Below are 12,477 nucleotides of genomic sequence, written 5' to 3'. Positions count from 1 at the left end.
GCCCCGGCAAAGCCTGGACAGCGCCGTTTTGCCCTATGCGCCGTGCTGGAATAAATGCTTTAAATTGTTGCGGCGGGAAACCGCCTTCGCCGCCCAAAGGCTGCGGTTGTACATGCGGAAGGGAACGCTCAGCGCCTTCTGCACCATCACGTTTTTCTGCTTTTCCCGTTCTATGCCGCCCCAGCTGATCACCTTGCCGGTCTTCACGGCGCGGATCAAATCATTATTGCAGCGGATATCCCCTTCCACCTCCGTAAACGCCAGCCCGACGTCCTGGGGACGGTGGGAATCCGAACCGCCGAAGCCGACCTTTCCGTGGGACTCCACCAGTTTCTTGGCGCTGCTGTTGGATTCTTTGGTCTCACAGGTATTAAAAGCTTCCACAAAGTCAAATTCATGGATCAGCTCTGCCTGAAGCTTCAGGCGGCGGCAGCGGAGCGCGCTCAGGTAAGCGGCGCCGTAGGGGTGCGCCGGTCCCAGGATTCCGCCGAACGCGTGTACCGTATGGATCAGCTGCCGGAGAGGCATTCCCCGCATCTCCAAAACTTTCAGCTTCACATCATCCGGCATGATAACCAAAATATGTCCGGCGTCTCTTGTATCGTATTCTACCCCTTTCAGAACGACAAAATCTTCGTACTCGCGGGTCTGTTTCTTAATTTCTTTCCAGGCACGGTACCCGTTATAGGTATTGTGGTCGGTCACCAGCATCCCATGGAAGCCCTGACTGCGCAGAAGGCAAATATACTCCTCAATGTCCACGCGAGAATCCAGAGAACCATTGCTGGTGTGACAGTGCATATCAAACTTCAAATTATCTACTTCCTCTCTAAAACAGGTCCTTCCCTCTCCGTTATCCAGTATATCACACTTCCCTTAGAGCGGCTACTAGAATTTATTTCCTGAGTAAAGGATCTTAGAAAGGAAACCTACAGGCATAAAGAAAAAATGTTTTCCCGCTGATTAGTTTTTTTATTCGCCCAAAATCTCTTTTACGCACGCCAAAATGTCGCCGCACTTGCAGTTGGCAAAGAAATATTCCTGAAAATGCGCGCCGGACAGGGCCCCTCTGACCAGTTCACGATCCAGTTCTTTTAGAATGGAACAAAGATCCCGGTAAGTCACCGCCTTTACCTGATCCAGAATTTGCTTATTCCTCTTTTCCGGCACAGCCCGCTCTCTGGGATAGCCCTGGCCGCTCTCCTCGCAGAACAGCTTTTCGAAGATGTATTCCAGGTTCAGATCGCCGCCCCAGCCGAAGCCCTTGGCAAAGGGAATGGAAATCGCGTTGCCGTCGTTGATCTGCGCAAAGGTATAGGCGTCCAGCGCATCCTCCACATGTCCGCAGATGACGCCGGGGAACGAATTGCAGGCTAACATCGCCCCTTCTCCGGTTCCGCACCCGGTGATGACATAGTCCGCGGCCCCGGAATTTAAAAGTACGGCCGCAAGGATCCCGATCTGCACGTAGGTCAGCTGCGCCTCATCCTCCGGCGTGTACATCCCATAGTTATCCACCGTGAAACCCATGGGCTCCACCACTTTTTTCAAAGCATTCTCAATCACTGCGTTCTTGGCGGCCTGGCTGTTTTCATTGATCAGTGCGATTCTCATTTTCAATTCCTCCTATATCCGTTATGGTTATTTTTCTTTCAGACACGCATCCTTCCGTGTCTCTGCTATAACATTCCTTTTTTCTTACTACTGCGGCATTTTCCCCAGATAGGCCAGGATTCCCCCGTCCACATAAAGAATCTGTCCGTTGACAAAGTCTGATGCCTCCGAGGCCAGAAATACCGCGGGCCCCATCAGGTCCTCCGGCGTTCCCCAGCGGGCGGCCGGCGTCTTAGAGAGAATAAACCGGTCAAAGGGATGCTTCGACCCGTCCGGCTGAATTTCCCGAAGCGGCGCCGTCTGATCCGTCGCAATATATCCCGGCCCGATCCCGTTGCACTGAATATTGTACTCCCCGTATTCTGAGGCAATATTCCTGGTTAGCATTTTTAGGCCGCCCTTGGCCGCCGCGTAGGCGGACACGGTCTCACGTCCCAGTTCGCTCATCATGGAGCAGATGTTGATGATTTTCCCGTGTCCCTGCCCGATCATATCCGGGATCACGGCCTTGGAGACAAGAAACGGAGCGGTCAGGTCAATATCCACCACCTGGCGGAACTCCTCCAGCTTCATCTCCGTCATCGGAATTCGCTTGATGATCCCTGCATTGTTCACCAGGATGTCGATCGGTCCCAAGGACGATTTGATGTCCGCGACCATCCTGGCCACCTGGTCTTCCTCCGTGACATCACATAAATATCCCTTGGCATCGATCCCTCTTTCCCGGTACGCCGCAAGAGCACTCTCCATGTGCTCCGGCTTCCGGCAATTAAAGGCAATCTTGGCTCCGGCTTTGGCGTATGCCTCCGCAATTGCAAATCCGATCCCATAAGCCGCGCCAGTCACCAACGCTACCTTTCCTTCCAAAGAAAAACATTTGGCGATATCCATCCTGTATCCTCCTGTCTGTCTCTTTTCTTCTTTCTGGCTCCCACTGATTCTTTTTACTAAAACCAACACCGGTGCTACCGGCAATTCTATTATAGCAGAAGGACTTTTCCTTTTCTCTGATTTTATTGACCAAAACCTTGCAAATCTTGAACCGATTTTCTATACTAAGAATAGATTCATCCAACAACCAGGAGGAAACCAATGCAAATCCTAAATTCCTGTCACGAAGCCATCGAACATTGTCTCAATCAAAAATATTTTGCCTGCGGTCACCTGTACAGCGACGACAAAACCATGGACATCCACATCCATGACTGCTGTGAAATCTATTATTCCATCTCCGGAGGGCGTCAGTATCTGATCGACAACCGTTTTTACTCCATCTCCCCCGGCGATCTTTTTTTCATCAATCCCTATGAAAGCCACTGCCTAACCAAAATCGATACCGAGATCCATGAACGGATTGTCCTGTCCATCCATCCGGACTATCTGAAATCCCTCTGCACGCCTTCCACGGATCTGGAAGCCTGCTTCCGGGAGAGGGGGGGAGGCTTTTCCCACCGCGTCTCTCTTTCCGCGGAGGATCAAAACCGTTTTCTCTATTACGTGCGCCGGATCACCGGCTCCGAAGGGTACGGCTCCGATCTCCTGGAACAGGCCGCCTTTTTGGAGATGATGGTTTTTTTGAATAAACGCTTTCAAAACCACCAGGAGGAGCCGGAGGCGGAAAAGGGAAGCCGTCCGCAGGTGGTGGATGAAATCCTCTCGTACCTCCACCAGCATATTCAGGATCCCTTCAGCCTGGACGATCTGGCCGCCCATTTTTTTCTCAGTTCCTCCTACCTATGCCGGATTTTTAAATCCTCCACCGGCACGACGATCCATAAATATGTGACCGCCAAGCGGATCACTCTGGCGAAATCGCTGTTAAACCAGGGTTATCCGGTCATGGAAGCCTGTGCGCAGAGCGGATTTGGGGATTACAGCAATTTCTTTAAAGCATTTACCAAGGCGACCGGGCTTTCGCCGAAGAAGTACTCCCATTTTAACTCCTAGAAAACAGCCATCCGTCCCTTTCGGGGCTTGCCTCCGATCATAGATCCCGTTATAATACGATTATGAATAAAACACTACCCATTCAAAATGCCTGCTGTTCCAATCAGGATTACCTTAAAATTTGCAGTATCGATACAGAAATCATCGATGCGCCCACCTCGCCTCTTATCCATCAAATGTCCCGTTTTTGGCTGATCAATGAAGGACACGGTATTTTCAAGCTGCAAGACCGGGAGTATAAACTACAGCCGGGCGCCCTTGTGTCCGTCCTTCCATGGCAGATTTCCGAAGTAATCCAGGTCGACGCTCCTCTTCAATACTATCTTTTGGCCTATTGCTTCGATCGTATCAATGACACGATCAAATCCGTCTGTTATGGGGATGGGAAGCCGGTGAATCTGATTGAAAAGCTGGAGGAGACTCCGGTCGTATACTGCGATGAAGAAGAATATGCGTCCGTCCGCGTCATTTTCGAACAACTGCGCGCAGAGCTGGGAGTAGAGTCCGTCAGCCCCACGGAAAACTGCGATGAATTGCACACGCTTTATCTGAAAAACAAACTGATTGAGCTGGTTGTTCTGTTCCGCCGTGCCGCGGACCGCAGCCTTATGCCTTTGCCCCCGTCACGCACGGAAATCCAAAAGAGTGATATTCTTCGCTATATGTATAATCATCTGAGCCAGAAACTGACGTTAGCCAACCTGTCTAAATTATTTTTCATGAGTGAATCATCCATCCGCGCCTACATCGTTCAGACCACCGGCCTTTCCTTCTTTGACCTGCTGAATGAGATGCGGGTGGGAAAAACCATCAATTTCTTGCTCTATACCAACCTGACGATGGAGGAACTAGCGGAAATTTTGGGCTTTGTGGACAGTTCCCATATTTGTAAAGTGTTTGCCGCCCGAATTGGTATGAAGGCCAATGCTTTCCGCAAAACGTATCAGGATGTGGTCAATATATGCAATATCCCGATGAACCGCGACGCCTATGAGATCGTGTCCTTTCTTTACCACAATTACACCGAAGACCTGACGGCCCGAAAAACAGCCGATCAATTTCACATCTCTGTCAAAGAGCTGAACACCATCCTGCTGTACCAGGTGGAGAAAAATTTCTCTGATTTTTTAAACTTTGTGCGGGTTAACCGGGCCTGCGAGCGATTGAAGGATACCGATTGGTCCGTCACTCAGATCGCCGTCGATGTGGGCTACAACAATGCGAAAACCCTAACCCGCAACTTCCTGCGTTTTCGCAGGATGACCCCCGGAGCTTTCCGCAAAAATATTGAGATACAAAAAAATACATTAACACAGTAAAAAAGCGCTGAAGCGCTTTTTTATTTATCTTATTCTTACCGCAACTGAATTTGGCCACTGCCGGACTTATTTTATCACGCCCAGGCCTTTGGCTACAATCGATATAAAGTCCTGTACATTGGTCACAATCGTCTTGGCAGACAAGCTTCCGCGATCCAGCAATTTATTCACTACAAACTCATCTGCATCCACCGTGTACAAGTATACCGGCCGAATTTTACCGTCTGGCATCACTCGGAAAGACGGTGTCATATTCCCCGCCGCGATGGTGTGCAGCATTGTTGCCAAACAAATCACCGTCGTTGCCTTGCGCACCAGGTTTCTCATCTCACTCTGGCCCCTGTAGGCATCGCCGATCACCTCAGGGAGCGGTCCGTCGTCACGGATCGACCCTGTCAGCACAAAAGGCACCTGGTTCTTCACACAGCTATAGATGATTCCATTGTCAATCTTCTCATCCCGGATAAATTGCCGGATCGATCCGCTGCGGCGAACCTGATTGATCACATCCAGATGGTTATAGTGGCCATTTGGCTGCGACTTTTGCGTATAAATATCCTGCCCCAACGCGGTATGCAGCAGCGCCCCTTCCAAATCATGGGTTGCCAGCGCGTTTCCTGCCATCAAGCCATGGGCATACCCATTTTCCACCAAAGCTTCCATGGCCGACCGAGCGTCATGGTCGAAGGAAAATGCCGGCCCCATTACCCATACGATATTCCCATGCTCCCGTTCATACCGCAGCAGCTCCATTAAATGATCATAGTCTCTGGCGTAAGAGGTTTCCCGGCTCCTCCCCTGGCGAAACACAAACTGGTCACCCGGCTTCTGCTCTTCATCCCAGAAACCCAGACAGTGCATGTAGATGCCTTCCTCACACTTCTCGCTGCGGCCCAGAATGACCTTATCGCCTTTTTTTAAGTTCCGGTTCTCCACCACCGACAGGTGTCCGTTCTCGCCGATCACCACGCTGGAATCCATACGGCTTTCTTTGGCCAAACGCCACTCGCCATTTATTTTAAAATATTCCGGATACATGGAGGTGCTGTGAAAATACTCCGGCGCCACACCGTCTTTTTCCACTTCCTCAACCCTGACATCCGGGGCGTCCCGGAACTGCGGCAGAGTGAAATCCGGGGCATGATATTCCGGCATTTTAAAAAGCATATTGTCTCCTCCTTTCATCACTGGCAGCGGCCGGCGCAGCACTTCCTTTTTTCCCGCCCGCTAAAACTATTTTACCTTGAAACAGGAAAGCGCGTCGGACATGGCGCGCTGCTTTCCCTGTATTTTATGATAATATTAAAAAAGCTGGCTGAACTCGTATGCCCAGCCAGCCGGCGGACCAACCGGAGCCAGGCCGCCAATCCGGGTGCCATCTCCCGTGTGCTCATCCACAACAAAAAAGTCCACGGTCAACGCCATGGACTTCTTCCAGTCTGATACACCATCTGCTGATGAGGTTTTTCTTCACAATTTGTTTTCCGAAAGATCCGCAGCTGTTCGATCGATACCGGAGACGGAAAGGCTATATTTCTCAGCCCTCTGCGGCAAGAGAATCCAATGCGGCCTGGAGCTCTTCCTTGGTTGTTTTGCAGTAATTGGTCAGGTCATTGTCCAGCCAGTTGATCATTTTATCCATCTGCTCCTGCGTCAGCTCCTCATCATTTTCGGCCTTTTCTTTGTACTGAAGCAGTAAATCGGACATTTCCTTGAACGTATCAATCATACTGCTGTCAATATACTCTGAATTTGCGTTCACCAGCTCGGCCAATTCGTTGAATGCAGCCGCAGCTTTATTGTAGAACTCCTTCAGCGGTTTCTTATCCACTCCTCCTCAGGCGGCAAGCCCGGCTACCATGGTCAGGCAAAGAAGTCCGATCAGGACTACACGAAACATTTTTTTCATCATCATACTCTCCTTTGATTTTTATTCGTTTCCTTCGTCGATGTTCCCCGATTCAGTCAATGGATCGTGAAAATTTTGATCTTCGGTTTTTGGATGTGCTGATGCCCGGTCTGAGCGGAATCCAGGCCGCCCGCGAAATCCGCCAAAAAAACGAGAATATAAAAATTGTATTTTTGACTTCTTCCCCGGAATACGCAGTGGAAAGCTACAGCGTACAGGCTACCAATTATCTGTTGAAACCGGCTACTGAGGAACGGCTTTTTCCGATTCTGGATCAGATTGCCGACTTGCTGCGTAAACCTGAGGAAGCGCTGGTCATACGGACCCAGGGGAGCGTACTCCGCCTGCCTTACAAAAAAATTGAGTATATCGAAGTCATGTCAAAGATCCTTTATTTTCATTTATCAGACGGCAGTACCAAAGAAGTACGCGGCAGCTTGTCCGAATACGAGCCAGCGCTGCTTGCCCGCCCTGGCTTTTGCAAAATTCACCGCTCTTACCTGGTCAATCTGAGATGGGTGACCGAGGTATGCCAAAAAGAACTGCTAACCGCGTCCGGCCGCCAGGTTCCCATTGCCCGTTCCGTCTACCAGCAGGTTCGGACCACTTATACGGAGTTTTTATTTGAGGACGTGAGAGCGGCCGGCTGCAACAGAGGGAAAATCGAATGATCCAGCTGCTTGATCTGTTATGCTATGGTTTGGTGCTGCTGTTCGGCATTGCCGTGTCCGTATCCTTTTCGGGCGTTGAACCAAGCAGAAAAAACATGGTTGGCACCGGCGGTGTTTTCCTTTTGACCTTATCTTTGCAGATTATTGCCTTACAGCTTGCCGGCATGGAACGAACCAAAGAACTATATCCGCTCATCGTTCACTTGCCGCTTGTTTTGTTCTTAGTCTTTTATAATAAACGCCCATGGCTGGTATCACTGTCAAGCGTATTTTCCGCCTACTTATGCTGCCAGATCCCCAAATGGTTTGGATTAACGGCCGAGATATTATTTCGGACGCCGCTTGCTTACTGCCTCAGCTACATACCGGCAATCTTGCTTTGCTTGTCCTTTCTATGCCGGCAGATGGCCGCGCCGGTCAACCGGATCATCACCCAGTCCAAAAAATCCTGTTTACTGTTTGGCGCAGTTCCGTTTTTGTATTATGGTTTCGACTATGTCTCCACCATCTACACCGATTGGCTGTATAGCGGTTCCAAGGCAGCAGTACAATTTATCCCTTCCATGTTTTCCATCAGTCTGGAAAATGCAATCACTGCCGCCTCCGCGGTACCGAGATCCGAGGAGAGAATTGTGTCGATACAGATCAGCGTCTATAAAAAAAAGCTGCTGTTATCGGTAGTAAATCCTTATGTGGGGAATGTGGTGCTTCGGGAAGGCCTGCCGCGGACGGACAGGAAAGAACATGGGTACGGCACCCGCAGCATTTCCGCCATTGCAGAGCTCCACGGCGGTCAGGCTTTGTTTTCCGCAAACAGCGGTATCTTTTCCCTGAAGGTCATGATCCCTCTGAAATAGGGATGATTTTCGGCTGTATCCTGCTGAATTTCATACCGCTATAGGGAACCGGGCGGACGGATTGGGAATTGAAGTTTAAAATTTACCCGAAAACGCACGAAACTCCCGATCCAATCGGGAGTTTCGTGCGTTTCAGTTCTCTTATTCAAAAGATTCTGCGGGAAAAGGGACTTGAACCCTCACGGTCTTCGACCACATGATCCTTAGTCATGCCTGTCTGCCAATTCCAGCATTCCCGCGTGCTATGGTATTATAGCACGGTGTTTTTGAAATTTCAAGTGATTTTTCAAAAATTTCCAAGATTTGTTTTCCTTCGAACAAAGTGTGCGCTTTGCGCGGGGCCCCAAGGGGGCAGCCCTGTGCCTCCATCGCGGAGCGTTTTTGCCGCCTGCCCTTTAATCCAGCAGCAGCTCATCCATTGTCACAAACTCATACCCCTCTTTTTGAAGATCGTCGACAATGTCCAGCGCGGCCTCCACGGAAGTACGGTAATTGTCGTGAAGCAGGATAATACTGCCGTCCTTCACATTTTTCTTCACCTTCGCCACCACGTGCTCCCGGTTCTGATCCTTCCAATCCTCCGGATCCACGGTCCAGCGGACAACAGTCAAAGGCAGGGCCTCGGCCAGGGAATCCTTCCAATTTCCGAACGGCGGGCGCACGTATTCCACAACCTTTCCGGTAATCCCCGTAATCAGATCATCCGTCATCTCCACCTCGCAGAGCGCCTCGGAAAGCGTGCACTTGGTCAGATCCACATGACTATATGTATGACATCCGATCAAATGCCCGTCTTCCGACATCTGGCGGACCAGATCCTCATTCCCTTCGATATTTTTGCCGATCAGGAAAAAGGTGGCTTTTACCCCTCGTTCCCGCAGGCCGTCCAAAAGCTCTTTCGTGTAGGTACAATGAGGGCCGTCATCAAAAGTCAAGGCAATGGTTCCGGCCTTTTCCGCCTGGGCGGAAGCTTCCTGTACTTTTTCGTTTCTCCACATTCCCGTAAGCAATACCAGTCCGCACAAAAATACAACCAAAACCTTTTGTTTTCTCATCGCAATTCCTCCTGCTTCTTCTATTGTATTTGCCGGACAAATTTGTTAGAATGGAAGACAAGGCTGACAACAGCAGAAATACCGCAAGGTTTACCTGGATGCCCTGAGAAGATGGGCGCAATTACAGAAAGGAGCATTATGCTGTCCTTTTCCACCCCCTATTTTGCCCACCGCGGGCTGCACCAAGGCCACAGCGCGGCCCCTGAAAATTCACTGGCCGCTTTTTCGCTGGCGGTCCGGCGCGGCTTTGGCATTGAGCTGGACGTGCGCCGCACGGCCGACGATGCCCTGGTGGTTTTTCACGACAGTTCCCTGATCCGCGTCTGCGGTCAAAAGGGGACCATTGAAGAAATGACTCTGGAGGAAATCCGCCGGGCCCCGCTCTATGATTCCGGCCAGAAGATTCCCTTGTTTTCGGAAGTATTGGATCTGGTTCACGGACAAGTTCCGCTTTTGGTGGAGATCAAGATGGAAGGCGTGGATCCCAAACTGTGCGAGCTGACCGCAAAGGCGCTGGACGGCTACGGCGGCGCGTACTGCGTGGAATCCTTCCACCCCTACGCCTTATACTGGTTTCGCCGCAACCGTCCCTTGGTGCCGCGGGGCCAGCTGGTCACCGACTTTTTCCGCGAGTGCCCCTCTATGCCCCGCTGGCAAAAATGGCTGATGAAACCATTGATCTCTAATGTCTGGACCCGGCCGAATTTCTTCTCGCTGGACCGGAGATACCGGAATACCCTGTTTTTCCGCTTTCTGGCCGCCCACCGGCCGGTTTTCGGATGGACGTTCCGCTCCGAGGAAGAAATGCAGGCGGCGAAGGGAGCGTTCGACGCTTATATTTTTGAACAAAGGCCCTCTTCCTGACGCAATCCGTCCGGACGGAACTACCCTGTCTTTTTTTCTTGCCGAAATGGCGTCACGGCCAGTTTCCCGGAACGGAGGAAAAAACGGACCGCTCCGTTCTCGTCCGTCCGGTAAACATGGCTGCCCGCTTCCTTTAGCCGGTCCAAGGTTTCTTGGTGAGGATGTCCGTAGGAATTCTTTTTCCCGCAGGAAATAACGGCATAGACCGGGCGGACCGCTCGTAAAAATTCCTCGCCGGATGAGCCGCGGGAACCATGATGCCCGACTTTCAGAACAGTCAGCGGTTCCCATGCCTCCTGAAACAAAAACTCCTCCGCCTGCCCTAAATCACCTGGAAATAATTCCCGAAAGCCCTCCGCCTGGATCTCCAAAACCAGGGAAAGGCTGTTGGCGTCCGTTCCGGTAAATTGAGACGCAGGATGAAGGCAGGCAAAAGAGACGGCTCCTTCTGAAAATCGCTGCCCTGCCTCCATCTCCAAGACCGGGACTCCGACGGCGGAAGCCAAATTAAGAATATGATCCCAGGCGCCTTCTCTCCGGGAAGCTTTCGGCAGGATCAGAGAGCCGATCCTGACTTCCCCGGATTCCAGCAAGTCTTCCACCCCATTGATATGGTCCTCATCACTGTGGCTTAATATAACGCCTCTTAATTCTCCCACCCCTTCCGATTTCAAAAAGGGAAGGATCCGCTTTTTTCCAACCTCAGAAACGCTGCTGCTTCCTCCATCGATCAGCCAGCAGGTTCCGTCCGGCGTACGGAGAAAGGTACTGTCTCCCTGCCCGACGTCCAAGTTCACCACCGTAAGCCCCCTGTCCGGAAACGGCAGCAGAACGCACAAAAGCATCAGAAAAACCGCCCCAAGGACAGCCCATCGCGCCGCCTTTTTCCCTGGGGCAACCTCGTCTTTGCTGCAAAATCCCCTTTCCCGCCGCGCCGCCTCCCGCTTTCGCAGGATCCTTCCCGCCATCATGAAGAGAAACAGCAAACCATAGAAGGCTGCGATCTGCCATCCGTCCGGTCTTCCCGTGCGCACCGACTTTCCGCCGCACTCGCACAAAAACCGGTATAAGACCAGGATATAATGGCCGGTTCCGGCAAAAAATGCGCCGAGCACCGGAAACATTCCGGAACTTACCGCTGTCAAAACTGCGGACAAAAGCAAAAGGGAGGACAGCGGCAGCACCAGGAGATTAAGCCAGATCCCGGATACCGCCACCTGGAAATAGTGCCAGGCGGCAACCGGCATGGTCCCGGCGGTCGCGCAGAGGGAAGACAAAAGCGCTTTCTCCCACGGCCGCTTCGGCCTGCCCCAGCGTTCCAGCTCCGGGCCCAAGAGTCCGAGACCGACGACCGTGCCGAAAGAGAGCTGAAATCCCGCCTGAAACAGCTGCATCGGCTGAGCGGCCAGAATAAAAAGGCCAGCCAGCCCCAGGGCGGACAGTGTGTCATAGGACCGGCCCAAAATTCTTGAAAGCAGCAGCGCAAGGAACAGGATCAAAGCCCTCCGGGAGGAAACCGAGGCTCCGGCCACCGCCACATACCCGGTCATCAGAACCGCGCTCATGATCTCCGGAACCCGCTTCGGCAGAGGGAGCCGCAGAAGAAGACGGAACAATCCCATACCCAACAAGGAAACATGCAGGCCGCTGACCGCCAGAATATGGGCGATGCCGCCTTCCTGGTAAAGTTTCTTGGTCTCCTCCGGCAAAAGCGAGGTATCGCCGAGAAATACCGCGGCAAAAACACCGGCGTCCTCTTCCCCGGTCACCCGGCTGATATTCTCCCTTCCGGTCCGGCGGAGCCCCGCCAAAAATTCCCTGGGCAAATCCACCGAGGCTTCCACCATCTCGGCGTTCTCCCCTTCCACCATATAATCGATTCCCTGGGAGCGGTAATACCCCCGGACATCGAATTCCCCCGGATTTCCGGGCAGCGAAAAATGTGAGAGCTCCCCGGTCACTCTCACTCGGTTTCCAATTTTCCATTCCTTTGTTTCTTTCAGAGAAACGAGCAGACGCCGGGGGACCCTCACGATGCCCCGGCAGCTCACTGAATTGTCTTTTAGAACCAGCCGGATTCCATAGGCTGTGTTTTCTAATTTTTCCACCGTTCCGGTCGCCGATACCGCTAAACGGTCGTTTTCCCTAAGCCAATCGTCATAGACGGCCGCCGGAAGCGTAAAAAATCCCAGCTGCCAGAGAATTGCCTCTCCTGCGATCCATATCCCCAAGACCCACAGA

13 protein-coding genes and 1 tRNA gene are annotated in these 12,477 nt (G+C 51.9%); 5 read left to right on the top strand and 9 right to left on the bottom strand.

Annotated features, from left to right (window positions below):
* Positions 1-33: 33 nt before the first annotated feature.
* From MUB23_RS09505 to MUB23_RS09495, 3 genes are all read right to left on the bottom strand, one after another.
* On the bottom strand, positions 34-813 hold the full coding sequence (locus MUB23_RS09505; RefSeq protein WP_244800253.1) for a CehA/McbA family metallohydrolase: 780 nt from the start codon (positions 811-813) through the stop codon (positions 34-36).
* Between the two features lie 159 nt (positions 814-972).
* Positions 973-1,614 carry an RpiB/LacA/LacB family sugar-phosphate isomerase gene (locus MUB23_RS09500; protein ID WP_244800252.1) on the bottom strand — a complete coding sequence of 214 codons (642 nt, stop codon included), beginning with the start codon at positions 1,612-1,614 and terminating at the stop codon, positions 973-975.
* An 87-nt stretch (positions 1,615-1,701) separates the two neighbouring features.
* The gene (locus MUB23_RS09495; RefSeq protein WP_244800251.1) at positions 1,702-2,505 is read right to left on the bottom strand and encodes a gluconate 5-dehydrogenase; all 804 of its coding nucleotides are present in this window, start codon (positions 2,503-2,505) and stop codon (positions 1,702-1,704) included.
* Between the two features lie 201 nt (positions 2,506-2,706).
* On the opposite strand from MUB23_RS09495, the gene MUB23_RS09490 reads away from it, so the two are divergent.
* Both MUB23_RS09490 and MUB23_RS09485 read left to right on the top strand, forming a co-directional pair.
* Complete coding sequence (locus MUB23_RS09490; protein WP_244800250.1) at positions 2,707-3,561, top strand: AraC family transcriptional regulator; 855 nt, start codon at positions 2,707-2,709, stop codon at positions 3,559-3,561.
* A gap of 62 nt (positions 3,562-3,623) precedes the next feature.
* Positions 3,624-4,880, top strand: coding sequence for a helix-turn-helix domain-containing protein (locus MUB23_RS09485; RefSeq protein WP_244800249.1), 1,257 nt, complete (start codon positions 3,624-3,626; stop codon positions 4,878-4,880).
* Between the two features lie 66 nt (positions 4,881-4,946).
* On the opposite strand, the gene MUB23_RS09480 is transcribed toward MUB23_RS09485, so the two are convergent.
* The 3 genes from MUB23_RS09480 to MUB23_RS09475 all read right to left on the bottom strand — a co-directional run bounded on the left by MUB23_RS09480 (position 4,947) and on the right by MUB23_RS09475 (position 6,711).
* Complete coding sequence (locus MUB23_RS09480) at positions 4,947-6,047, bottom strand: ornithine cyclodeaminase family domain (RefSeq protein ID WP_244800248.1); 1,101 nt, start codon at positions 6,045-6,047, stop codon at positions 4,947-4,949.
* 135 nt (positions 6,048-6,182) lie between these two features.
* Positions 6,183-6,305: a hypothetical protein gene (locus MUB23_RS19680; RefSeq protein ID WP_280515723.1), complete on the bottom strand. Its 123-nt coding sequence runs from the start codon at positions 6,303-6,305 to the stop codon at positions 6,183-6,185.
* Between the two features lie 112 nt (positions 6,306-6,417).
* A complete protein-coding gene (locus MUB23_RS09475; RefSeq protein WP_244800247.1) occupies positions 6,418-6,711 on the bottom strand; it encodes a hypothetical protein in 294 nt (97 codons plus the stop codon).
* A gap of 137 nt (positions 6,712-6,848) precedes the next feature.
* Between MUB23_RS09475 and MUB23_RS09470 the strand changes: the two genes are divergently transcribed.
* Complete coding sequence (locus MUB23_RS09470; RefSeq protein WP_244800246.1) at positions 6,849-7,460, top strand: LytR/AlgR family response regulator transcription factor; 612 nt, start codon at positions 6,849-6,851, stop codon at positions 7,458-7,460.
* On the top strand, positions 7,457-8,317 hold the full coding sequence (locus MUB23_RS09465) for a GHKL domain-containing protein (RefSeq protein WP_244800245.1): 861 nt from the start codon (positions 7,457-7,459) through the stop codon (positions 8,315-8,317). The genes MUB23_RS09470 and MUB23_RS09465 overlap by 4 nt, the downstream gene beginning before the upstream one ends.
* A 156-nt stretch (positions 8,318-8,473) precedes the next feature.
* Here MUB23_RS09465 and MUB23_RS09460 read toward each other — a convergent pair.
* Together MUB23_RS09460 and MUB23_RS09455 are read right to left on the bottom strand one after the other, a co-directional pair.
* Positions 8,474-8,556, bottom strand: a tRNA-Leu gene (locus MUB23_RS09460).
* A gap of 156 nt (positions 8,557-8,712) precedes the next feature.
* The gene (locus tag MUB23_RS09455) at positions 8,713-9,372 is read right to left on the bottom strand and encodes a polysaccharide deacetylase family protein (RefSeq protein WP_244800244.1); all 660 of its coding nucleotides are present in this window, start codon (positions 9,370-9,372) and stop codon (positions 8,713-8,715) included.
* A gap of 111 nt (positions 9,373-9,483) precedes the next feature.
* Between MUB23_RS09455 and MUB23_RS09450 the strand changes: the two genes are divergently transcribed.
* Positions 9,484-10,236 carry a glycerophosphodiester phosphodiesterase family protein gene (locus tag MUB23_RS09450; protein ID WP_244800243.1) on the top strand — a complete coding sequence of 251 codons (753 nt, stop codon included), beginning with the start codon at positions 9,484-9,486 and terminating at the stop codon, positions 10,234-10,236.
* A gap of 20 nt (positions 10,237-10,256) precedes the next feature.
* On the opposite strand, the gene MUB23_RS09445 is transcribed toward MUB23_RS09450, so the two are convergent.
* Complete coding sequence (locus tag MUB23_RS09445) at positions 10,257-12,467, bottom strand: DNA internalization-related competence protein ComEC/Rec2 (protein WP_244800242.1); 2,211 nt, start codon at positions 12,465-12,467, stop codon at positions 10,257-10,259.
* Positions 12,468-12,477: the final 10 nt, after the last annotated feature.

It is taken from the genome of Cuneatibacter sp. NSJ-177 (assembly GCF_022867805.1).
Classification (GTDB): Bacteria; Bacillota; Clostridia; order Lachnospirales; family Lachnospiraceae; genus Pseudolachnospira.
The sequence above is the reverse complement of the archived record's forward strand: the minus strand, read 5'-3'. Positions and strand labels throughout refer to the sequence as shown.

Coding starts and splice junctions, on each gene's coding strand:
- MUB23_RS09485 (WP_244800249.1), top strand. CDS start 3,624: ATGAATAAAACACTACCCATTCAAAATGCCTGCTGTTCCAATCAGGAT.
- MUB23_RS09470 (WP_244800246.1), top strand. CDS start 6,849: ATGGATCGTGAAAATTTTGATCTTCGGTTTTTGGATGTGCTGATGCCC.
- MUB23_RS09490 (WP_244800250.1), top strand. CDS start 2,707: ATGCAAATCCTAAATTCCTGTCACGAAGCCATCGAACATTGTCTCAAT.
- MUB23_RS19680 (WP_280515723.1), bottom strand. CDS start 6,305: ATGGCGTTGACCGTGGACTTTTTTGTTGTGGATGAGCACACGGGAGAT.
- MUB23_RS09495 (WP_244800251.1), bottom strand. CDS start 2,505: ATGGATATCGCCAAATGTTTTTCTTTGGAAGGAAAGGTAGCGTTGGTG.
- MUB23_RS09480 (WP_244800248.1), bottom strand. CDS start 6,047: ATGCTTTTTAAAATGCCGGAATATCATGCCCCGGATTTCACTCTGCCG.
- MUB23_RS09455 (WP_244800244.1), bottom strand. CDS start 9,372: ATGAGAAAACAAAAGGTTTTGGTTGTATTTTTGTGCGGACTGGTATTG.
- MUB23_RS09450 (WP_244800243.1), top strand. CDS start 9,484: ATGGGCGCAATTACAGAAAGGAGCATTATGCTGTCCTTTTCCACCCCC.
- MUB23_RS09465 (WP_244800245.1), top strand. CDS start 7,457: ATGATCCAGCTGCTTGATCTGTTATGCTATGGTTTGGTGCTGCTGTTC.
- MUB23_RS09500 (WP_244800252.1), bottom strand. CDS start 1,614: ATGAGAATCGCACTGATCAATGAAAACAGCCAGGCCGCCAAGAACGCA.